The following is a 21957-nucleotide window of genomic DNA, read 5'->3' on the forward strand; positions in this document are numbered from 1 at the left end:
CCGCCATCCTGCCATGATACAGCTCCTCGTTTCGCCGACCGCAAACGAGGAATCCGCCAACAACCCGTCCGTTCCATCAATTCAGCCTGCTGCAGCACGCGGGTTTCATGGAATCGGTCGTCTAGTCGTGACCTATCAGGCGCTCCCTTTTCGCGGTTTCCTGATTGAGAGACCCACATGATGACCGGCATCTCAGCTCATGTTCGATCAGAAAGGGCTCGGTGAAGGACCTTGTTTGGTCGGATCGCGGAGAGGGCAGCGGGGCGCTACGGAGTCATACACATTAAGCTTCTTATCGGAGTCAAGGCGCCCACTCGCTAGTAGAACAGAAGATTATTCTTCAATTGCAAGGCAACCTCGATGAGGTCTCGTTTGGCCTTCCAGCATTTAGCTGACGAGATGCATCACGCGCCTCGAAATCGCACGGCTAGTGCTAGAATTCCTCCAACAAATGGGCGATAGATCCCATTTATGGTTCGACTGCCGAAACTAGGAGGCTTTTCCGGGTTGACAATCTCAGCCTCGAAGACCCCGCTCTGGTCATTCGTCCTGACACTGACATCTTGAAAATCCAAGAATTCACCAGTTGCCGGCGCATATGATTTGTATACGGCTTCCTTTATTGCGAAGAACAATTTCGGGCCGAAGCGACTGCTGGACCACTCCTTACGCTCGATTTCCTCGGAGGTGCACACGAGCGGCAAAAGGTCCGCTCCTAGCGGTTCTTGATCTTCAATGTCCAACCCCAGAGCGAGCACAGTGTTGGACTTTCCGGCAACAGCTCCGCAATCAGACGAAGAGTGGGAAATGCTGCCGACGACTCCCGAAGGCCAAAGAGGAGCCCGATCCACTCTCGACAAAATCGGAACAGGAGCGAAACCCAATTTACGCAAGACCTCATGAGCGTGATGCCGTCCCCAGGCGAACTCACGCCGACGACGAAGCGAGACCTTCCCCAACATGTCGTCTTCGGCCGGAAATGGGAGGGGAACCGGGTCACATATCGATCCGCCCGAAAAGCTGATGTCATGTGCCAAAGCTGCGCCGATAGCAGCCCCTAACGTCGTTAGCGTTTTCATAGGTTGGGCGAACCTTTGTTCTGGAAAAGTGTGAAGCTGCAGATCTGAGCTCGCTTTACGGTAGCTAGCCTGAGATCGCAGGCCACTCAAGGCCCGCAGCGTCCGAGACGAAGTCATGCTCTGCGACGCTCGATATTTCGACGGCAGGATCGGACCGATCGAGCGTGCATCGGACGAGCTCTGCGCTGACGCGACCCGCTTTCGAGATCGACAGCCCTCGCGCCACCACCTGGCTGGCCGAATTGCATCACCGTTGTCGGGGCTGTCGCAGATTGCTCAGAGTGGACGGGTACGGCCTTCAACAATTCCGGTGAGGCAGAGGTCGGGGGCGGATTGGTACCCTGCTTGTGGACGTCGAGCAGAATTATGCAGTCTATGTGGAACCTAACCTGTCGGTCCTACCCTCCATTATGATGCCGGGCCAACGAAGGCGACTTTGTGCTGCGCGCACGTGCGAGGAGCTCCATTCCGTTCGCTCACTGCATTTGATCCGTGCCGCGACCGATGAACTCGAGCACCGACTGCGCCTTGTGGATCTCACGTGCGATACAATTGAAGATCCGGGTCGCAGATTCAAGCGTGACGACTAGTCCAACCCTCTCGCATGATAGCTCAAAATGATGAGCAACCTGTTCGTTGGTGGGTGCAATGCCACTTTGCAGCGAGCTGATCGCTAATGATGCGAGCATGTGCTCGACCACGTCTTTGTCGGCCTGAGTCAAGACATGCTTCCTTCTGAATGTTTGGCTCGCCTGTCGGCGAAGTTGTGGTCGCCGTTGAAAGACCGGCCAAAGCCGCTCCTCCGCGCCTGTGTTGCCACGACGGTCACATCATTCGGGCTAAAAAAACTTGGGCGAGACAGCTTCCGTCGACTTCCAGACTCTACTTCTGGGCTGCGGTAAGCAGAACAAGAATCAAAGACGACCCTGCGCATACGATCTCGGAGGTTCGAAACGTCTGCCGGATCCGCAGCCTCACCGATTGGGCCGCTTCGGCTTGACACGAACTCGAAAACGGCGGCGTCGACCTCTGCACGCATGGCGGGGGTCCGCAATTACACGAACATGGTGATCATGCCGGCGCAACCGCCGGCCCCCGGTGAGCAGCGGACTGAGATTTTCCCAACGTGCCCCACGAAACGAGGAGAAAGCAGCAACCATCATAGTAGTTCAGCTCCTTCGCAGCGATACCGCACTTCCTAGGAACACGGCGCCCTCGCCACCTGCATGCCAAGATCGGCTAAGAAGACCGCAACGTACCACGCGGCCCAGCCATTGCGGCGCACGCCTCACCTACATGGGTGACTCTGCCTACGGGTGGCCGGCCGTCCCAAGCGCTTGCACGGACTGATCTACCTCCCACGTCGCACCACTACGAGCCCTCTTACGAGCCCTCTTGGATTTGTAGATCTTTCCTTGACTCCGATTTGTTTCGACCTGCCATCACTCGAAGTGACTCAGCCTCTCGAAACGTACACCGAATGAAAGCGTCACGAGGATGCTCGCGAAGACACGAATCTCTCAATGCGAACGTTGCGTGGCACTCAAATTTGAGTTGCTGATGATGGATTTTGTCAGCATTTTTTCAAGCCTACAACCTGACGCAACGTGAGATTCAAGCTGTTTTTGTTGGGCTTGCGGCTTTTCGGGATTTGGGTACTTGCGAGTTCTTATCGAAGAGCTGATCGCAGGCGAGTGAGGGTTCATCACCGGAACCGTGGCGTCCATGTCTCGATCAGATCTGTTCATCCTCTTCGTCGTGATCCTGCTCGCCGACCGAGCTGCAGGTAAGTACGGTCAGCGTCCGCCCATATTGACCGAGGCCGACTACCTCTTCGGCGGCCTTGTACACGCGCTCACAGCCCTTCTACAGGCTCGTGTTTCTAAGCAAGACATCACCCTCGACTCCGTGGGCGAAGCGCGTGTTGCTTAAGGTATGTCTGCCGCCAGCGATCACATCGGACTCGGCTCCCTGCACGTCCATCCAGATGAAATCGATGTGTTTTAAGTTCGCCTCGCTGCACCAGTCATCCAACTGCCGAGTTTCAACTGAGATAGGATGATCAAACCGAACCAGTCATGTTCCACGAGATGATTCTTGGGTCGGCGTATTGAGCCAGAGAGATCCCATTCCTTCGCATCTGCATTTCCATTGCTTGGATGGAAATCGATCATGCCATTTCGGTCACTGATCGCGATCTCAAATAGCTTCACCTTGTTGAGGTAAGATCCATGTTTTTCTTAAAGCGAGCAGCCGCTCGGGGATCTGGCTCAAAGCAGTAGAGCTGAGCCTGCGGGCAGAGCTCGAGTTTCGCGTATCGGTTCCGTCGTTGCAGCCGATGTCCAAGATAACGCGATCCGGCTTTTGAAGAAGAGAAACAATCTGCTGATGTACTGTTAAGGAAGATGTGGGTTCCATAGAAATATGCGGTCTCTTAGAGAAGGCCTGCTGAAGCCTAGACAGCAGTCCTGTGGAGAACTTCTGGAGAGCGCTCGGCAGCTGCCTACTTACATGGCCTCGCGGAGGTCCGTTGAACTTTGACGCACGCCCTCCCTGCGCAATGTATATCAATGTATATATAGTGCATGCGCCGGCGTGACGATAAAGGGATGGGTTATGCGCGCCTCTCGATCAATACGTGGCTTTTTAGGATGCGGTCGCCGGCGTATCTCGGGCTCTTCAACAGGCGCGTCGTGCCATGTCATTGCTGCCGAAATGCAAAGTAGCTCGTCACAATCGCGCCACAGCTCAAGCAAAGGGCGGCTCCAGCATTCATTGCCCGGGCCGATGCTGACTTTGCGGCCTAACCGCCTGATTTGAATCGGCTTTCAGTTAGACTTCGCAAATGACAGCCTTCCCTTGCGCGTAACCGGAGAGAGAATGGCAGCTCAGGATTCACAGCGGCGCGTGGCGCTGATCACCGGCGTCACCGGCCAGGACGGCGCCTACTTGGCCGAATATCTGCTCGGCCTCGGCTATGAGGTCCACGGCATCAAGCGGCGGTCGTCCTCGTTCAACACCGCGCGGATCGACCACCTCTACCAGGACCCGCATTCCCGCAAGGTGCCGTTCCTGCTGCATTACGGCGACATGACCGACTCCACCAACCTGATCCGGCTGATGCAGCAGATCAGGCCGACCGAGATCTATAACCTCGCCGCCCAGAGCCATGTCGGCGTCAGCTTCGAAAGCCCGGAATACACCGCCAACGCCGACGCCATCGGCGTGCTGCGGCTCTTGGAGGCGATCCGCATCCTCGGCATGGAGAAGGAGACGCGCTTCTACCAGGCCTCTACGTCGGAATTGTACGGCCTGGTCCAGGAGATCCCGCAGAAGGAGACCACGCCGTTCTACCCTCGCTCGCCTTACGGCGTCGCCAAGCTGTACGGCTACTGGATCACAGTCAACTACCGTGAGGCCTACGGCATGTTTGCCAGTAACGGCATCCTGTTCAACCATGAGAGCCCGATCCGCGGCGAGACCTTTGTCACCCGCAAGATCACGCGCGGCGTTGCCCGCCTCGAGGTGGGGCTGGAGGACACGCTCTATCTCGGCAATCTCGAGGCCAAGCGCGACTGGGGGCATGCGAAGGACTATATCGAGGGCATGCACCTGATCCTGCAGGCGGATCAGCCTGACGATTTCGTGCTCGCCACCGGCGAGACGCGCTCGGTGCGCGAACTGATCGAAGTCGCCTTTGCCGAAGTCGGCCGCAGCATCGAATGGCACGGCAAGGGCGTCGAGGAGACCGGTGTCGACAAGAAGTCCGGCAAGACCGTGGTGCGCATCGATCCGGAGTATTTCCGGCCCACGGAGGTCGACCTTCTGATTGGCGACGCCAGCAAGGCGCGGGAGAAACTGGGCTGGAAGCCCAAGACGCCCTTTGCCCAGCTGGTCAAGGAGATGGTCGCGAGCGACCTCGAAAACGCGCGACGGGAGGCGGCTCATGGTAAGCATTCCCTTTGAGCTGAAGGGCAAGACCGTCTACGTCGCCGGCCATCGCGGCATGGTCGGTTCCGCACTGGCGCGCCGGCTGGGGCGTGAAGATGTCGAACTGCTGACAACGACCCGCAATGAGGTCGATCTGCGTGATCAGGGGCGGTCAACCAATGGTTCGCCGCCAGACGTCCGCAGGTGGTGTTTCTCGCTGCCGCCAAGGTCGGCGGCATCGTCGCCAACAACACGCTTCGCGCCGAATTCCTCTACGACAATCTGGCGATCGCGACCAACGTGATCCATGCGGCGCATGTCAACGGAGCCGAGAAGCTGATGTTCCTCGGCTCCTCCTGCATCTACCCCAAGCTGGCGCCGCAGCCGCTGCGCGAGGATTCCATGTTGACCGGCCCACTGGAGCCGACCAACGAGCCCTATGCGATTGCGAAGATCGCCGGGATCAAGATGGTGGAGGCCTATCGGAGCCAGTATGGCGCCGACTTCATCAATGTGATGCCGACCAATCTCTATGGCCCCGGAGACAATTATCATCCCGAATATAGCCACGTCGTGGCTGCGTTGATCCGCCGTTTCCATGAGGCGAAGGCATCCGGCGCCAGCGAGGTCGTGGTCTGGGGCACCGGCACGCCACGGCGCGAATTCCTCTATGTCGACGACCTCGCGGACGCCTGCATCCATTTGATGAAGACCTATTCGGATGACGAACTAGTCAATATCGGCACCGGCGAGGACACCACGATTGCCGAATTCGCCCGTGTCGCGGCCGCAACTGTCGGCTATACCGGCGAGATCAGCTTTGACACCTCGCGCCCCGACGGCACGCCGCGCAAGCTGCTCGATGTCTGCCATCTCACCGCGCTCGGCTGGCGAGCCCCCACCTCGCTGAGGGAGGGCATTGCGTTGGCGTACCGGGCATATCTAAACGAGAACCACAGGTCGCGGCAGAGTAGTCCTCCGCGTGCCGAACAAGCGAGCGTGATCCGGGACCCATAAGCAATCGGCCTGTGAAGACTCTCCTAGCGCTTGAGCGGGAATCGATCGTTCGGGCAGAAGCGGTTTGAGATGCACGCTTTTTTCAAGCTGTAGGGCTCGAAGGATTGCAAATTCGACGACGAGAAGCAGGCCAAACAAGGTGCTTTTCTTGTCATCGTCCCTCATATTCAGCCCAACAATCGGAGGTTTCGTAGGCTCGAACGGATAATATTTGATGAAGCTTGTGCTTCAATCTTTCCAAGATCAAAACGGCAATGTTCTCTGCCGTAGGATTCTCCAATCCCTCGACTTCGTTTAGGCATCAATGATCAAGTGCACTGATGATCTAGGTCAGAAAAGTCTACGACGAATCCGGTGACAGGATCCCTGGTCCATCGAGTTGCACCTCGACCCTATAGGAATGGCCGTGCACGCGGCTGCACCTATGTGTGGGCGGCACGTTCGGGAGCCGGTGAGCCGTTTCAAAAGGCTTGGGATATACATCGGATGCGCAGATGCTTATAGGATTTCAATGCTCAGCCCAGTTCGGATAACTGAGTAGTACCCATGATTTCGCGTATGAATTGGGGCATCCATCAGCTAAAGGGGCAATTGGATTCAGGGGGTGAGGCATTCGGCATCTACCCCGATCAACGTAGTCACCCAGAAAACTTAGACGCATAGCTTTGGGTTCGACTCCGCGTTCCCAGCTTCGCAGAGAAATCACTTGTAGGATTGGCGCGGCCAGCACACAAGCTTCTTAGGACTGTGAGCGATGCGTGGCCGATTTCCTCGGCCGTTGCCGGCCACTGAGGGCACCCGCCCATGAACTCGGTCAGATCCCATCGCGGCCCTCGCGTCAGTCGACCTTGGCCGACTTGGCGAAGGACTCGCGTGAAGCCATCGGAATGGCGCCTCCGCGGGTCGGGTCCGCGAAGGTGCCACCGGCCGAGGCGTAGTCCTTACCTGTACAACGCTCAAGGACGATGCCAATCGCCTCGACATTCGGGATGTCCGACTCGTGCAGCTCGGGCATCGAGGACTTGCGGGCAAGTGCCGCCTCTACGTAGGGAGCCAGCTCCTCTTCTTTACGTCGGACGCGCTCGTCTTCCCGCTCTTTCAGAGCAGGCATGACCTCTTTGGCGAACAGCTCAAGTGCCTCACAGATATGCTCGTGCTTATTCATGCCGCACTGCTGGATAAAGATCATCTGGTCGATACCGACATCAGCATACCCCATGAGATGCTCGCGAACACTCCTGGGCTGTCCGATGCTGCCTGAGCCTGGCGTCTCCTTCATCTCGTCCTTGATCGCTTGGAAGCGCCGCCACAAATTCGTGCGCCCAGGACGGTGTTCGCCATATACCGCATAATGCGCGATCGAATAACCGAAGAACTTGAAGCCATCGAGTCCTCGACGCATCGCTTCTTCGGCGTTCTCATGAACCATCATACCGTTGAGAGTGGCGATATTGGCGTTTACCGAATGCCCAATGGGCACGCACTCATTGGACTTGATGATCTGATAATACTCGTCGCGCCACACTTTCGCTTGCGACGCCTCCACAAATCCAAAAACCAGCGCCCCTACCCCGTAACGCGCGGCACGCAAAATACTGTCGCGCCGTGAACACGCCATCCAGATCGGTGGGTGCGGCTTCTGGACCGGCTTTGGCACGATGTTACGGGTCGGCATTGTGAAGAATTGCCCGTCGTATCCGGGATACGGCTGCATCGTCATCATATTGGCGGTCTGCTCGACCCCTTCCCGCCACATGGCACTTTTCTGCTCGGGCTCGATCCCAAAGCCATGCATCTCGATCAGCGACGCGGATTCTCCGGTCCCCCACTCGGCGCGCCCCCCAGAGATCAAATCGAGCGTCGCCAGACGCTCCGCCACCCGTGCCGGATGGTTGTAATTCGGGGAGGACAGGCAAATGCCGTGACCAATGCGAATAGTCTTTGTACGCTGGGAGACAGCCCCCAGAAAGACCTCGGGTGCGGATGAGTGGGAGTACTCCTCGAGGAAATGATGCTCAACCTCCCACATGTGATCGAATCGGAGCCGATCGGCCAGTTCGATCTGCTCCAGCGCATCACTGAACAATTTTCGCTCGCTGCCGTCCTCCCAAGGACGCGGCAACTGGTGTTCATAAAACAGTCCAAGCTTCATCCTTTTTCTCCTGGGGCACGATGGTCACAGAGCCGCTTCAGACATGGTGCCCAGCCCAGTGCCGCAGGGTGGTTCTGCGCCGCGGCCAGCAAATGTACTTCGTTCTCTCGGTTCAAAGCTCTTGCGCGCCAATCGAGCTCTCTGTCTTAACTCCAGCCGCCGATCTGCTGGAACGGCTCGCCGCCCCCTCCACGAAGGTAGTGCACAGCGCCTCATTCGCGACCAATTCCGAAGCCACTGAAGGGCAGGCGCTCCCAGCTCGCCGCGACCGAGGCGCGATCGGGATGTGCCTCTCTGCCGACGATCAGACGCGATAGGACCAATGCCGCTGCTGGCCTAATGACAGCGGCACCACGACGGATGTGGCTTCAATCGGCGGTACAGCACTCAACAGTGCAGCAGTGATGGCATTGATTTGGATCAACTGAGCAAGTCTCATCTAAACTCCCGGGCCGGTGCCTGCGATACCGCCATTGTCGTGACGGATTCTTCACCGTCTCCCAGCAATCGGCGTGCCACAAGACCTTTTGTGCGAGGCTGCTTGAAGAAGAAACACCATGTGCTTCGCGTCACGCCGGCGGGCTACTAGCTGCGCAGTGTCGGGCCTGGAAATTACGTCTTCAACCGGACACGGCTGACCACGACAACACGTGCGTTAAACGACGACCCTGGGTCTCGTGCCGAACTCGAACGCCTGCTCGGGGATCATCTTGCCTCTGGCGACTTCACGGCCAGGGCGCTCGGCATCGCAGCATAATCTGGTGTCTGGCAATTTGCGGCGGGGGCATCCAGTGGTGCTGGCGTTGGCCGTACAGGCTGCCGCATCACCGATGCCTGCCGGTTTCCGTCTCCAAGTTTGTTGGCGGAAACGCACTCTGAGCGAGCCCTGCACGTCGGGTCCGACGACGATGTCATGGGGCGCGGTCGCCGAGTGAGATTCCGACCTGACGGCGTTCGCATGTTGAGGACCGCGGTCATCGTCGCGCTCTGGGCATCCGCGCTGATGAAGAGAGCCGAAGGTGAGCCGTAAGCGGCCGGCCAGTCCTGCTGATCAAAGTGGGAGAGCCGGTCGCCGGGGCGAAGGACGTCACCCGCGATTGCGATCGTGGCTTGGCGAGAGGCCGCCTCTTCCGGCCACTTGCTGAAGCCGTTCACCAGCGATGCTAGACTTTGGCTGTTCAACTCCTGAAGCGCTCCGCTTTCATCGCCCGAACATTCGGCTATTCTGATCGTTGCATTACGGTATTCGGCCATCGTTGAAGTGTCGACCGAATGATGATGCGAAGAACGAAAGGGCCCTGAGCCCGACTTCCTTAATCAGAGGGTTATCAAGCCGCGACATACATGCAGCTATGCGCTCGCACGCTTCGATACCTGCCTGACCTCAGGCCTGCTGGACTCACCGCGTTGCATGTCGTGGCGCACCCCCACGATATCCCGGCGCGGATGTCTTCTTCGAAGCATGGCACGAATCTCAGTTAGTATCTGCGGCGGCCTTTTACACGAACGTTGCCTGGTCCACGCCGGCACCCCGGCCGGACACGACTGCCTATGCAGCGGGAGCGCGTCTCTTCGCGAGCTTCTGGTAGCTTGATCGCAGCGCGGGCGGTGCGCGACCTGCGCAATTGCAACTTACATCACCAAGCATTCAGCATTCGTATCATCCGACACTCCCCAGGCCACATGCGACTTTGCCAGCTTTCAGTATCATTCCAATAACCGGCGAGAGCGCTTCCCATCCTTGTACAAGATGTACCCGAATGATCGGTCATCATCCGCAAGCGAGAAGGTCGACCTCGCAAGGCATGCCGCTCGAAATGATTTCTCAAATGAGCCATAGACGCCTGCGTGGTAGCCTTGGTCATCGTTCTTCCAAGCCTACAACCTGACGCTACGTGAGATTCAAGCTGTTTGATGCTCATCTATATACGGCGATGTACCGCTGATGGTGGTCGCGGTGATCATCGCCGCAGTCGCTTTTTCCGAGAACGGCTCGTTCGCATGTTCACAAACCTTACGTGGAACACCGCACACAGCAACTAGTCGTCCGTATCCCAACGTCACTGATGACCTCGCATCAAGAAATCCCCACCAATCGCGTTGGTGACGCGTCAAAGATTCCACTATCCCTTGTTTCTGCCATCTTCGCATCCAAAGCAGAGATTTGCTGATTGCACACGTCGCGGTCGGCGGTAGCGAGTGCTTTAAGGGGATTCCGTGACAAAGCCAGTTGTGATTGTGGTGGGTGCGGACAAGGGTGGGGTTGGCAAGACGACCGTATCCCGAACGCTTCTGGACTATTTCAATACCAATAACGTGCAGACACGCGCATTCGATACTGAGTCGCCGCGAGGAACGTTGAAGCGCTTCCACCCCGAGATGACCGAGATCGTCGACATGACCGCGACTGCGGATCAGATGAAGATCTTCGACACACTTAACTCAGGGTTATCCGTCACAGTGATCGACGCCCGCGCAGGCTTGCTGTCTCCGGCGCTGGCATCCTTGCGCGACATCGGCTTTTTGGATGCCGCGCGGTCCGGCCAGATCACCTTTGCCGTATTCCACATCTTGGGATCATCCATCGCTTCCCGGGACGAGATCGCCGAGACCGCCAGTTTCATGACTGGTGCAACGTATTTTCTGGTCAAGAACTTCATGAACGACACTCAATTCTTCCAGTGGGACGAGTCGACCTACAACTCCTATTTCCACCGCATCAAGAACGCGACCGAGCTGACGATCCCTAAGCTCAATGAGATGGCCTATGAGCAGGTCGAAGTTGCTTCCGTCCCGTTCGTCAACTTCGTAGCCAACAAGGGTCGGCACGCCGATGCCGCGAACCACTCCTTCGTGCTGCGCGGCTATGTTCGGCACTGGCTCGCGAATGTCTGGCGCGAATATGATCGCATTAACTTGACCGACTTGGCCGGCGCCAAGTCAGTGACCCGCGGCGGCGAAAAATAGTCGCTCGTTCGGCGATTGAACGTCTGCACCACGTACGAAATTCGCTTGATATTACTGGCAATGTTAGCCACGCCCATTTACATCATCTACTCTCTCCTAGCCCGCAGGTCGGCAAGACCCTCGTCTCTCGCCTCATGAGCGAGTTCTTGCTGCTGAAGAACGGTACTGCGCTCTCGTTCGACATCAACCTGAAGGAGCCGTCACTGGTCGATTACCTCCCTAACATTACTGAGACGGCGGATGTGATCGACACCTACGGCAAGATGCAGCTGATGGACCGGCTTATCCTGCACGACCGGGTGGCCAAGGTAATCGACCTCGGATTCCATGCCTTTGATGAATTCTTCAAGATGTGCGAGGAGATCGGCTTCATCAAGGAGGCGCTCCGCCGCCGTGTCGCCCCCGTCATCCTATTCGTCGCCGGCACCGACCGCGCCTCCTCGCGTAGCTATGAGATGCTGCGGTGGCGGATTCCGCCGTGGGCGCTAATCACCGTCCACAATGAATTCATGCTGCGCGGCGAGTTACCTGAAGCCATGGACGGCGCGCGTGTACTCCGCTTTTCGGCGCTACCGGTATTTCTAAAGACCTACGTCGACCGACTGAGCCTTTCGTTCACCGGATATCTGCGCAAAGAGAAGGATACCTCCACCGAGTTGCATCAGTAGATCCGGCGGAACTACATCATGCTCCGCGATCTCGAATTGATGGCCATGCCACAGCCGTCGTCTTGAGTCGGGCTCCACAGGTGGAGAATTCCCGCGATACAAGAATTCCTCCAGTCTGATCGTCTTGCTTTCAGACGTAATGTCCGAGCGCTTGGGAAGGCTGTTTGCCCGCTTCGTGTCGGGACGGCATCGTGCGTGGCTTGGCCCAAAAATCACGTGGCGAGTACGTGGCAGATTTCTGGAGAAATCAACGCGGTCGCCATTAGCTCATTGTGACCTTCTGAGACTCGTCAGCTTCTCATCAGGTAACTCTCCTAGCATGAGAACCTCGATGTCTAGACGGCGACGTCATCAGGAAATGAACACCCGATTGCTTGATCTCGGAATCGGAGGGGCGTGGCGGCGGTCTCGGTCGCGGCAAACGATTGTTGATTGTCAGTTGTCTTCAGGCTTCGACAGTCGGAATCTCGGCCGAAGGCTCCACCGCTTTCACTCGATCACCCTACCGTGCGCCAGATACGAGCTTTGCATGTGAGGTGCCATGGAGCGAACGAATAACAATTTTAACCTGTTTGATTTTGATGTGGAAGGGTTCGCACAAGCGTACTATCAACAGTCGCGCGCGTGGCAGCAATCGGGCAACACGAGGGAGCAAGCTAGCTTTGAGCAGCAGATGAACGAGTTACAACTCAACTCGTCTGATGAGAGCTCCGCAACGTCTAGTTCGCCTGATGAGAGTCCCGCAAAGGGCGATGGAGGAATCCGGCGCACTGACTTCGGCGGTTCGGTGCGGATTCCGCCACACTCCCGGCTGAGGGACACCTCGTTCAGCAGCACGCGCCACAGCGTAGACATCCCCCGAGCTCACTTTCGAGATTCGGCCCAAGTACCGCCGCAGTCCAATTTGCGGGATGATTTGTTCAGCAGTGCGCGCTACACTTTGCCATCTGAGGAGCAGCCCGCGATTCAGACGAAGAACAGCAAGAATAGCGGCCTGTGGTCACGTATCAAGTCAGGCGTCGGAAAGGCGTTTGGGACGAGTCGCAGCGAAAAGCCGTCCGGCTCCACGGCTCAGCAAGAGGTCTTTTCAACGAAGTTTCGGGTGGATTACGCCAAGCAGCCCGGCCGAACACGCGGGGTCCCTGAGGAGGACGAGGAGCTGTTTGAGGATTTCAAGAGCAAAGCCAAGGTCACCCGGGACGACGGCACCGGCCAAGTACTGGGCGACGGCACCATCAAAAATGCGATAGCCGATCTGCGGCATTTGAGTGGCCGACTTAGCCAGAACGGGAGGCCATCAATCGCGGATCGAATTGGTAACCCCGAGTTGGTGGCTGGATTGGATGACGATGTGGAAACCTATGCGAAGGATCGCAGCAGGCGCATCAAAGCGGCATTGAAAAAGCTCCGGGACGTCGGCGCCGGAAAGGCCTTGTCGGCCGATATCCGGCGCTTGGCTCCTTATCCGGCAGACGCAACCCTCATCGACATGTGGGCCGCGGCGGAAAAGGCGACACGCAGGATTGAGCCGGAGACTGTCGATAGACAGGCTCGCCGCCTTTCCAGGTTGAGCGATTGGCTGCAAACGCGCGAAAAAGGGGCCATGGCTGGCCGACTGAATGACGATGGGCTGGCCCAAGATGTTGAGGAGTATAGGAACCAAACCGCGGACACCAAAATTAACGCCGATTTGCTCAGGCTTCGGCGCTACCAGCAAGTCCTCGAGGCGAACAGAGCGCTGGGGCTGCCTCCTCCTGAGAGCGCGCGTCCGCTCGCCGGGGAAGGCGCTCGGCAGCCCGGGTCGCCGCAGGAGGTTCCCGCAACGCCAGCTACCCCGAGCGAGGGAGCTTGGGATTGGTTTAGGAATCAGATGCAAGAACCCGCGTCGTCCACATTCACACCGCAACATGGCCCGCAGCCGAGCTCGCTTCAGGAGCTTCCGGCAACGCCAGCCACCCCGAGCGCGGGAGCTTGGGACTGGTTTAGGGAGCAGATGCAAGAACCCGCGTCATCCTCGTTCACACCGCAGCGCGGCCCGCAACCGCGCTCGCTTCAGGAGCTTCCGGCAATGCCAGCCACCCCGAGCGCGGGCGCTTGGGATTGGTTTAGAGAGCAGATGCAAGAACCCGCGTCACTATCATCTGCGAGGCGTCCCTCGTCAGACGTCTACGGCGGTCTTGAGCCGCTGGTTAATTTGAATCCGCCCACACCGTATGAATTGCGTGACGACGCTCACTCTGTGCCGGCGCCTGACCTCGCCAGACCGCCGTCGTTCGTTGGGCCATCAGGGGCCCCTCAGGAGCGGCTGGATATCGGATCTATCGTCGGCGAGGGCTGGCACCACGGCTCCCAACCGGCCTCGGACGTCCTGATCGATGTACTGAGTAACATCAATCTCATGCCGAACCAGTTCGGCCCAAGCCAGTTCGCGATCAACGGCGAGGATTACTCGGCCACGTTTGGGCCGGGAGAGCACAGGGACGTTCGTCTCATCCATCATCCTCGCGCGAGGCCGATGAATGAAGCTGGGCCATCGCGGCAGCCCATAGCTGATCTTGGGTTTCTTATCCGCGGGGGATGGCAGCACCGCGAACGCTGGCTTCCGCCTTACCTTGTCCGTGCACTAGAGGGGGAGCACCTCATGCCGGAAGCCGGGCGCCCGACGTATATCAACATCCGCGGCGTGCCTTACAGGGCCGAGTTGCTGGAAACGGACGGCGGCTCACGCGTTCGTGTTTATCCTGAAGCTGGTTGAAGAACGCGCTTGGGCTGCAATCTCGGGTCGACGGGGCGGCGCATGGGGGGAAGTTTTACCGCACACCCAGCGGCATAGGCTTGCTCGCACCAGGGGCACCCACGGGAAATGCGCTGCGCAATACGAGCGTTTGGATAAAAGGAAATGGCGATCGCGAAATTCAACTTACTTATTGCCGAGGTCCGCGCGGCACTCGAGCGGCTGATCGATGTCTGGCAGACCTTTGACTTGCCCACCGCCACGGCGACAAGGTCCGGCTTGGCCTCAACCTGATTGAGCGCCCGCGCCGCCGTGAGCTCGACACCGGATGCTGCCGGTGAGCAAGGATACGCTCCTTCGCGTGGTCCGACGCCGTAGCCGTCCGCCGGCTGACCCGCTCAGGGTCATCGGCATTGGTGATTGGGCCTGGCGGCGCAATCACCGATACGCCAGCATCATCTGCAATCTGGAAAGGCGCCGAATCGTCATGCTGCTGCAGGACCGAGAGCCCGCGACCGCCCAAGCCTGGCTCGCTGCTCATCCCACGATCGCGATCGGCGCGCGCGACCGCGGTGGAGGATATGGCGAAGCCGCGGCAAAGGCCCAGCCGCACGCGATACAGGTCGCAAATCGATGCGCCAGATCCGCAGCGCAATCGGGGCGACCAAGATTGATCCCAAGCTGCTCACCGCCGCCGAGCGCCTCCAGTATGAGGGCTATCTCCGGCGCGAAGAGACCAACGCGGCCATCCTGGCCCTGTCGAAGAGCGGCACACCGGTCAAACAGATCGTGCGCCAGACCGGCCATAGCAGGAAGCTGGTGCGACAGGTGATCCGTGGCGAGCACCACGATGTCTTCCGGACCCGGCAGAATTCGCTCGATCAGCATCTGCCATGGCTCGACGATCAGTGGGCGTCCGGCTGTCGAAACGGGGCTGAACTCTGGCGCCGCTTGCAGGCGCGGGGCTTCCGAGGCTCCCTTCGTGTTGTCGGCGAATGGACGACCCGCAGACGGCGGGCCGAAAAGGCAGATGTCGAAAACCTTCCGGATCCCATCAGCCAGAGCGATCGCTCGTCTGATGACGGTCGGATACGCTGTCGAAGGCAGAGACCGTAACTGTCGCCGCCATCGAAGCTGGCGTTCCCACCCTGGTCGAGGCTCGAGAGATCATCGCTCAATTCCGCGGGCATTATCCGGCGAAGAGCCGCTGCCGAGCTGTCCCCCTGGATCGATCGTGCTCGCGCCAGCCTTGTCGCATCGTTCGCCCGCGGCGTGACGAACGATGAAGCGGCGGTTCGCGCGGCGATCACTTCGCCCTGGTCCAACGGACAGACCGAGGGCGCCTCAAACTCGTCAGACGGCAAATGTACGGCCGCGGCAAAATCGATTTGCTTCAGGGTAAGTATCCCCCGGCAAAGCCGGGGGCTTTAGGAATTGGGCCGCTCAAAGCGGCCATGGGGACGCTAACGCGTCCCCGATTTTGTTGGCCGCCTGAAGGCGGCCTTAGCGCCACATGTTCATTTGGTCGAGCCGGGTGTCCTCGGCCTCCTGCTTGCGGATGTATTCTCTGATCACGGCTTCGTCTCGACCGACGGTCGAGACGAAGTATCCCCGAGCCCAGAAGTGCTGCCCTACAAAGTTGCGCTTCCTCTCTCCATAGACCCGCGCCAGATGGATAGCGCTCTTGCCCTTGATGTACCCGATCACTTGCGACACCGCATACTTGGGTGGGATCGAAATCATCATGTGAACATGACCGGGCATCAAATGCCGCTCTTCGACCCTGCACTCCTTCTGCATTGCCAATCTGCGGAACACCTCCCCGAGATGCTGGCGCAACTCCCCGTACAGCGTCTTCCTGCGGCACTTGGGAATGAAGACCACGTGATATTTGCACTCCCATTTGCTGTGGCTTAGGCTCTCGTAATCGTCCATCGCGAAACTCCTTCTCGTGCGCGTGGTGGCTCACGAGTCGCGAGTTTCGTCGATGGACGACTGCCTGAAATGTCAAACTTCTGCTGCCACCCCGGCAGAGCCGGGGGGCCTCCCTTGGTAGGCTAGGCTGACGGGCGCTCAATGAATGAGCTGCACCAAGAGTGCGTCAGAGCCCAATATTGACCCCCCGTATTGCCTCATCTGCGAATGTTACCCTGATAGTGCCGTCGCTATTGACGATCCGATGTCGACTGGTCGGTTATGCTTGGTGGTTGTCCGGGCTGGCTCGGTAGGAGGGGCTGTGGGCGGGTCGGGCCCTACATAGCCCGTGCCGTCCACAGACCCGGGCAATGAAGCAACGGTCCTGGCGTCGCCGAGCGGCTCCTGAGCAACCAGCTGCTCGGCAGCCTTCCTCCGAAGCGCCCTCAGCAGACGCTGCACGATCGAATGCTGTCTCGTCCCGAACTCATCGGGGTATTTCTCGCTCAGCCGGCCAACAATGGCGAGTGCAGTCAATTGCGGCTGCGCAGCAAGCCAGTCCTGGATGGTGGCAATGTGCGGGTCGAGCTTGGATGGCATGCGAATCCGCGTCTTATAAGGCCGATGAGGTCGCCGGTGCGTGGCACGCGGCTCGCCGACTTTCACCGTCTTGCCGAGCGTCTTCGCAAAAGTGGCAGCGGACGCCGGCGCGGTGCTTGTGCAGGCGCGTTGCTGGCCGTGCGCCTGTCCGGCACGACGATCGACAAGATTGCCGAGTTCCTCCTGTGTTGCGCGGATCTCGGCCAAGAGCGCGATAGGATCGAGCAAACGATACTGATCGCGTAGCCGTTTCTTCACGGCCACAGCCACCTTGGGGTGAGCCAGCGCGCGCTGATAGGTCGTCAACGGAGCATGATAGCGCTTGATCACTTTCGCCCCTTCGCGGCGCTTCTCCTTCAGCTTGAACGACGGCTGAAAGAAGTTGACGTAGAGCCGTGCCGCCGCATAAAGGCGACCCATCACGCGCGCCGTTTCGAGGCCGTCGAAGCGGCCATAGCCCATCAGGCGGCGCACGACGGGCCGTTCTTCTGCTCAACGAACGCCTGATCGTTCTTCTTATAGGCACGCGAGCGTGTCACCTCGAGCTTCTGTTGGCGGCACCATGGCACGACGACATCGTTCATGAACGCGCTGTCGTTGTCGAAGTCCACGCCGCGCAAAAGCCAGGGGAACAGGCTCTGTGCGTGTTTCATCGCCTCGACAACGAGCGAGCCATCGCGCGTCACCAACGGCAGGCACTCGGTCCAGCCCGTGGCGACGTCGACCATCGTCAGCGTCTGGATGAACGAGCCTGCCACAGACGTGCCGCCATGGGCTACCATGTCGACTTCGCAGAAGCCGGGCGGCGGGCTATTCCAGTCATTGAACGTGCGGATCGGAACCTCGCGCCGGATTGCCGAATAAAAGCCGGCACGCCGGCGCTTGCCGCCGCTCGCCGCGATCTTCACATCGCCGAGCAGGCGGTCGATGGTTGCGGCGCTGATGGCGAGAACACCATCACGATCCGCCTGGCCAAGCTTCAATCGGCCATGTTGCTCGAGGGCCGGCAGCAAGGTCGGGATCATCACCTTGAGCCGCTTGCCACATACCCGATCCGACGCTCCCACAGCGCCGTCAGCGCATCCTTGATCGTCGCGCCGTATCTGCGCCTGCGCGCTCGCAGTGCCTCGACATCGCCGATCTCGTGTTGCCGGAGTGCGCGCACCGCATGCTTGCGATGCCAGCCCGTCGTCGCGCACAGCGCGTCGAGGATGCTTCCCTTCTCCGCCCGCTTGGCCGACCGGTAACGCTCCATTACCGCCGACACCACCTCGCGCCGCGCGCCCATGCTGATCCTTCCCGCCATCGACGACACCGACCCGATTCGGTGACGTCGCCCCAGTCATTGGCGGGAACTTGTCCAGTAACATTCGTGATGAGGCAATGCGCCGTCGGTCATCCAGGGAGTTTGCCTCGAAGCCGGCGCCATGAGCAGCTTCATCTATAACTATGCTCGTGCGAACACGAGCATGCTTGTGACCTAGTTCGCGGTGCGGGTTACTTCATAATCGCTTCGGCCTCTGCACGAAACGCGTGGCGCGAGCCATCTCGTGAATAGAACATGTGGCCGCCTGGAAAGACTACGAGTTTGACGCGCGGTGCTGAGGCAAATGGCGGCAATTGGTCGAGCACGATCTGTGATCCGAGATAAGGCGTGACGAGGTCAAACAGGCCGTGCCCGACTAGCAATTTCATCTTCGGGTCCGTTGCGAGAATCTGGCGCAGCTCCGACAGCGACTCCGGAGGCCCGCGGCCGAAATCCCAAGCCCGCCCGACCGCGCCGTTGATTAGCTCATAGGAGCCGTCCGGCCGCCAGTTTAGCTTGCGCGTAAGGAGATCGACAGTGGCGCTGGTCAGAGGTGCGAGCAGCGTGTCGCTCGACGGATCGCCGGAAAGATAGAAATCCGAGTCCGGAAACGGATCGAGGCCGCGCACTGAGGCGTCATAATTGCCGATTAACTTGCCGTTCTTACGATCGAACTCACGGCGAAACTCGGCGAGGTCGAAGCGGCCCGCGAGCCTGCGGCTCACCGCCTGATCGATGCCGGTCAGCGCCGCGATCTTGTCGGCCAGACGCGTGGTCGCTTCCTTGTCCGCCTGACCTTTGATGAGGTCGATCAGAAACTCTCCGCGTGCATAAGCTTCCACGTCGGCGAGATCGGCTCGCTTTACCGGACCCTCGGCTTCACGCAGGGTCGCGACATAGCTCGGCAGTGTTGCGATGTATTGCAGCAGGCCAGTGCGGGCATATTGGCCGTAGTCGAAGAGTGGCGAGACCATTATCAGGCCCTTGACGCCTATGCCCTGCCGCATCTGCAACTGGTGCACAACCTTTGGCCCGCGAATGCCCCCATAGCTTTCACCCACGATGTATTTCGGCGACAACAGCCGGTCATGCTTTTCGAGCCAGCGGCGGACCACCAGCGCGAGCGCGTTGACGTCGCCGTCAACGGAAAAGAGCCGCTTGCGCACATCATCGCCGGTCCCCACGAAACGGCTATAGCCTGTGCCTACGGGGTCGATAAACACCAAATCGGTGAAATCGAGCCAAGTCTCCGCGTTTGGCCTCACCTCCGGAAAAGTGGAGGGTGTGACCTCGTCTGCATTGATCGGCAGCCGCCACGGTCCGGCATTGCCGAGCTGCAGCCAGGCCGATGATGAGCCCGGTCCTCCGTTGAAGAAGAACGTTACCGGGCGCGTGCCGCGATCGGTGCCGTCAAGCTGATAGGAGGTATAGACGATGTCGGCCTCCGGCTCGCCCTTCTCGTCGAACAGACGGATTGAGCCGGCCGTCGCGATGAAAGAGAGCGTCCGCCCAGGGAGATCAAGCGTTTGCCTGGTGCTGGAGTCCGGCGGCAGGCGATGCTGCTCGGCCGCCGACGGCGTACTCGGCGCTTGGCCGGCGCGTTCGCCGGGGCCGCCGTTCTGGCCGGCCGGCGTTGTGGCATTGGCGCGGGGCGGCGGATTGTCTGCCCGCACGCTCCCCATGATCCCGCAGGCAAAAAGGATCAACGCAAGAGAGGTGCTGCGCAGTGCGGTCGACGACATAGAGGTTCTCCTGTGCAGGGCTTGCACTGTTGGTGCGCGAGGCGTGTCTGTCAAAACGACCTAGTCACTAGCTCATGCGTGGGAACAACAAACCTACTAGAGTCAGCAGTTGTCACCGTCGGCGGGTGCAGATCATGTGCCCCCACCATCGCCAATCGCCCCGATTGGCGGCTTGACCGCTGATCAGCTCAACGCGCTCGGCCTTCACGGCATGGCCAAGGTGTCAATCGGCCCTTTAATTGCGGATTGATGTCAATTCTCTTTTTGAAGCCATTCGGCAAGACGGTAGCGCTCGCCCCCTCGGAGCGGGTCGGGGTTTCGGAGACGGGGCGAGCGCGGCTGGTAGATCGATAGCCAGTTCGGTAGTGTCGGTCGATTAGCCGTCACCTAAATTTCAACTATCCGCTGCCCGTCGCTGGGGTCATGGTCCTTTCCGAGGTCGCAAGCGCCTCATGATGATGTCCGGATCGGGTGCCTCATCGTTTGCAACGGCGTGCGGACGAGCCGCCACCAGCCGATTGACCGAGGTCACCACTACCACCGTCCCAGCGGGACATCGCCGGCCCGGCTGACCGGGCCAGGAACCTACAAAATAAGGTCAGGCCCGCGCGTGGCCCCAGTCGAACGACGTGCCATCGACCCAAATGCAGTGGAGGATCACGGCGATCTTGCGGGCAATGGCGACCTTTGCCTTTTTCATACCGACCGCTTCGCGAGCTCATTCCCCAGGCCTTGAGGGAAGACCATTTTTTGGTCCGATAGAGAAGGACAGTCGCTGCCTCGAACAAGTAAGTTCGGAGAAGCCTGTCGCCCCATCTGGATATCTTGCCGCTAGTGTCAGTTTCACCAGATTGGTTATGCCGAGGTGTGAGGCCGAGATAGGCGCCGACTGTCGAGGCCGATCGGAAGCGGGACGGGTCATCGATCGTATGGCGGAATGTCAAGGCGGTGACGACGCCGACACCAGGAACTGTCATCAGGCGACGCGTCGTCTCGTCCGACTTCGCCAATCGGCGGACTTCGTCGTCAAATTTGCTCTGCTGCTGGCAGATATGCTCATGAATTGACAGTAGCGGGTCGATCACGTTGAGGAGTTGATGATCTTCACCCAATAGCTCGCCGACCTGGTTACGGAACTGTCGGCCAATGGCACGAGGGAATAGCAATCCATATTCCTTGATCAGGCTGCGGACCTGGTTCTCGATATCCCGGCGCATGGACACAAGGCGGAATCGCGCGACCAGGATCGCTCGAACCTTCTGGCTCTCCTCACTCTTGATTTTGGCTTCTCGATACCACCCAATCCGCACCAGTTCGGCAAGGCCCCGAGCATCATTCCGATCGCTCTTGTTCATGCGGACCGACAGTGCTGCGTGTGCATGCCTTGCATCGATGCAAACGACGGGGAGTTCAACCCGACGAAGCTCGTGCCAAAGCCAGCTTGCCATAGCGCCCGTCTCAAAGCCGATACGCTCCGCCAGTGGCGCATGTTTACTCAGCAGCCTGGAGAGATCGCCGGGATCAGACTTGGCCTTTCCTTCAAAAATCGGTTGACCAGTCTCGTTGACCACGCAAACAGAAGTCTCTCTTTGCGAGACATCTAGCCCGACGTATTGCCTCATGACAGCTCCTCCGAATCGCTTGATTGCGAGAGCTCGACGATAACGGAGCTTTCGTGCCCCGAACGCCGACCGCAATTACGTCATCGTTTGCAAATTTGGCTCTGACGCATATTCGATGATCGTGTTTGTTTTTATGGCGCGCCAATCAGCCTAGCTAGTTTCTGTCGCGAAACGCCCGGATTTGGGGGCGCCGATCCAAGTTATGCCGATGGATTGGGCACAAAAT

General features: G+C 59.0%; 15 protein-coding genes and 6 pseudogenes. 9 read left to right on the top strand and 12 right to left on the bottom strand.

Annotation, left to right across the window (positions count from 1 at the left end; translation table 11 throughout):
- On the top strand, positions 1 to 181 hold a 181-nt coding region (locus CQ13_RS45070), incomplete at its 5' end, for a hypothetical protein (RefSeq protein ID WP_210183089.1).
- 223 nt (positions 182 to 404) lie between these two features.
- On the opposite strand, the gene CQ13_RS47400 is transcribed toward CQ13_RS45070, so the two are convergent.
- Together CQ13_RS47400 and CQ13_RS34235 are read right to left on the bottom strand one after the other, a co-directional pair.
- Entirely contained in the window at positions 405 to 1196 is a 792-nt protein-coding gene (locus CQ13_RS47400) for a 4'-phosphopantetheinyl transferase family protein (protein ID WP_082637812.1), read from the bottom strand.
- Positions 1197 to 1555: 359 nt separating this feature from the next.
- On the bottom strand, positions 1556 to 1801 hold the full coding sequence (locus CQ13_RS34235) for a hypothetical protein (protein WP_245309514.1): 246 nt from the start codon (positions 1799 to 1801) through the stop codon (positions 1556 to 1558).
- Between the two features lie 1003 nt (positions 1802 to 2804).
- Here CQ13_RS34235 and CQ13_RS44765 point away from each other — a divergent pair.
- Positions 2805 to 3011, top strand: a complete 207-nt coding sequence (locus CQ13_RS44765; protein ID WP_197427538.1) for a hypothetical protein — start codon at positions 2805 to 2807, stop codon at positions 3009 to 3011.
- Here the strand turns inward: CQ13_RS44765 and CQ13_RS46880 are convergent.
- Positions 2946 to 3497 (bottom strand): annotated as a pseudogene (locus CQ13_RS46880) (FkbM family methyltransferase). The gene CQ13_RS44765 and the pseudogene CQ13_RS46880 sit on opposite strands and share 66 nt — an antisense overlap.
- A 462-nt stretch (positions 3498 to 3959) precedes the next feature.
- Between CQ13_RS46880 and gmd the strand changes: the two are divergent.
- Both gmd and fcl read left to right on the top strand, forming a co-directional pair.
- A complete protein-coding gene (gmd, locus tag CQ13_RS34245) occupies positions 3960 to 5045 on the top strand; it encodes a GDP-mannose 4,6-dehydratase (protein WP_057847207.1) in 1086 nt (361 codons plus the stop codon).
- A pseudogene (fcl, locus tag CQ13_RS34250) lies at positions 5026 to 6026 on the top strand (GDP-L-fucose synthase). The gene gmd and the pseudogene fcl overlap by 20 nt, the downstream one beginning before the upstream one ends.
- Positions 6027 to 6177: 151 nt before the next feature.
- Here fcl and CQ13_RS41945 read toward each other — a convergent pair.
- The 3 genes and pseudogenes from CQ13_RS41945 to CQ13_RS46595 all read right to left on the bottom strand — a co-directional run bounded on the left by CQ13_RS41945 (position 6178) and on the right by CQ13_RS46595 (position 8617).
- Positions 6178 to 6528: pseudogene (locus CQ13_RS41945) on the bottom strand (6-pyruvoyl trahydropterin synthase family protein).
- 336 nt (positions 6529 to 6864) lie between these two features.
- On the bottom strand, positions 6865 to 8178 hold the full coding sequence (locus CQ13_RS34255) for an LLM class flavin-dependent oxidoreductase (RefSeq protein WP_063800216.1): 1314 nt from the start codon (positions 8176 to 8178) through the stop codon (positions 6865 to 6867).
- Between the two features lie 304 nt (positions 8179 to 8482).
- Positions 8483 to 8617: a hypothetical protein gene (locus CQ13_RS46595; protein ID WP_274542316.1), complete on the bottom strand. Its 135-nt coding sequence runs from the start codon at positions 8615 to 8617 to the stop codon at positions 8483 to 8485.
- A 1778-nt stretch (positions 8618 to 10395) separates the two neighbouring features.
- Here CQ13_RS46595 and CQ13_RS34265 point away from each other — a divergent pair.
- The 5 genes and pseudogenes from CQ13_RS34265 to CQ13_RS46090 form a co-directional block, all read left to right on the top strand.
- Entirely contained in the window at positions 10396 to 11145 is a 750-nt protein-coding gene (locus CQ13_RS34265) for a P-loop NTPase family protein (RefSeq protein WP_057847209.1), read from the top strand.
- Between the two features lie 60 nt (positions 11146 to 11205).
- A pseudogene (locus CQ13_RS34270) lies at positions 11206 to 11879 on the top strand (hypothetical protein).
- Between the two features lie 475 nt (positions 11880 to 12354).
- A complete protein-coding gene (locus tag CQ13_RS44770) occupies positions 12355 to 14568 on the top strand; it encodes a hypothetical protein (protein ID WP_245309516.1) in 2214 nt (737 codons plus the stop codon).
- Between the two features lie 144 nt (positions 14569 to 14712).
- Positions 14713 to 14841 carry a hypothetical protein gene (locus tag CQ13_RS46600; RefSeq protein ID WP_283807557.1) on the top strand — a complete coding sequence of 43 codons (129 nt, stop codon included), beginning with the start codon at positions 14713 to 14715 and terminating at the stop codon, positions 14839 to 14841.
- Positions 14842 to 14863: 22 nt separating this feature from the next.
- A pseudogene (locus tag CQ13_RS46090) lies at positions 14864 to 15950 on the top strand (transposase); the annotation flags it as partial.
- A 100-nt stretch (positions 15951 to 16050) separates the two neighbouring features.
- Here CQ13_RS46090 and tnpA read toward each other — a convergent pair.
- From tnpA to CQ13_RS34300, 6 genes and pseudogenes are all read right to left on the bottom strand, one after another.
- On the bottom strand, positions 16051 to 16482 hold the full coding sequence (gene tnpA, locus CQ13_RS34285; RefSeq protein ID WP_057847210.1) for an IS200/IS605 family transposase: 432 nt from the start codon (positions 16480 to 16482) through the stop codon (positions 16051 to 16053).
- Between the two features lie 210 nt (positions 16483 to 16692).
- The gene (locus CQ13_RS43765) at positions 16693 to 17535 is read right to left on the bottom strand and encodes a hypothetical protein (protein ID WP_063800218.1); all 843 of its coding nucleotides are present in this window, start codon (positions 17533 to 17535) and stop codon (positions 16693 to 16695) included.
- Positions 17523 to 18086: an integrase catalytic domain-containing protein gene (locus CQ13_RS44775; RefSeq protein WP_197427536.1), complete on the bottom strand. Its 564-nt coding sequence runs from the start codon at positions 18084 to 18086 to the stop codon at positions 17523 to 17525. The genes CQ13_RS43765 and CQ13_RS44775 overlap by 13 nt, the downstream gene beginning before the upstream one ends.
- Entirely contained in the window at positions 18086 to 18349 is a 264-nt protein-coding gene (locus tag CQ13_RS44780; protein ID WP_197427537.1) for a hypothetical protein, read from the bottom strand. The genes CQ13_RS44775 and CQ13_RS44780 overlap by 1 nt, the downstream gene beginning before the upstream one ends.
- 209 nt (positions 18350 to 18558) lie before the next feature.
- Positions 18559 to 20109, bottom strand: a complete 1551-nt coding sequence (locus CQ13_RS34295) for a S10 family peptidase (RefSeq protein WP_057847211.1) — start codon at positions 20107 to 20109, stop codon at positions 18559 to 18561.
- 598 nt (positions 20110 to 20707) lie between these two features.
- Positions 20708 to 21731 (bottom strand): annotated as a pseudogene (locus tag CQ13_RS34300) (IS110 family RNA-guided transposase).
- Positions 21732 to 21957: the final 226 nt, after the last annotated feature.

Origin of the sequence: Bradyrhizobium retamae (assembly GCF_001440415.1) — a bacterium.
GTDB classification, from domain to species: Bacteria; Pseudomonadota; Alphaproteobacteria; order Rhizobiales; family Xanthobacteraceae; genus Bradyrhizobium; species Bradyrhizobium retamae.

Coding starts and splice junctions, on each gene's coding strand:
- CQ13_RS47400 (WP_082637812.1), bottom strand. CDS start 1,196: ATGACTTCGTCTCGGACGCTGCGGGCCTTGAGTGGCCTGCGATCTCAG.
- CQ13_RS44765 (WP_197427538.1), top strand. CDS start 2,805: ATGTCTCGATCAGATCTGTTCATCCTCTTCGTCGTGATCCTGCTCGCC.
- gmd (WP_057847207.1), top strand. CDS start 3,960: ATGGCAGCTCAGGATTCACAGCGGCGCGTGGCGCTGATCACCGGCGTC.
- CQ13_RS34255 (WP_063800216.1), bottom strand. CDS start 8,178: ATGAAGCTTGGACTGTTTTATGAACACCAGTTGCCGCGTCCTTGGGAG.
- CQ13_RS46595 (WP_274542316.1), bottom strand. CDS start 8,617: ATGAGACTTGCTCAGTTGATCCAAATCAATGCCATCACTGCTGCACTG.
- CQ13_RS44770 (WP_245309516.1), top strand. CDS start 12,355: ATGGAGCGAACGAATAACAATTTTAACCTGTTTGATTTTGATGTGGAA.
- CQ13_RS46600 (WP_283807557.1), top strand. CDS start 14,713: ATGGCGATCGCGAAATTCAACTTACTTATTGCCGAGGTCCGCGCGGCA.
- tnpA (WP_057847210.1), bottom strand. CDS start 16,482: ATGGACGATTACGAGAGCCTAAGCCACAGCAAATGGGAGTGCAAATAT.
- CQ13_RS44775 (WP_197427536.1), bottom strand. CDS start 18,086: ATGATCCCGACCTTGCTGCCGGCCCTCGAGCAACATGGCCGATTGAAG.
- CQ13_RS44780 (WP_197427537.1), bottom strand. CDS start 18,349: ATGGGCGCGCGGCGCGAGGTGGTGTCGGCGGTAATGGAGCGTTACCGG.
- CQ13_RS34295 (WP_057847211.1), bottom strand. CDS start 20,109: ATGTCGTCGACCGCACTGCGCAGCACCTCTCTTGCGTTGATCCTTTTT.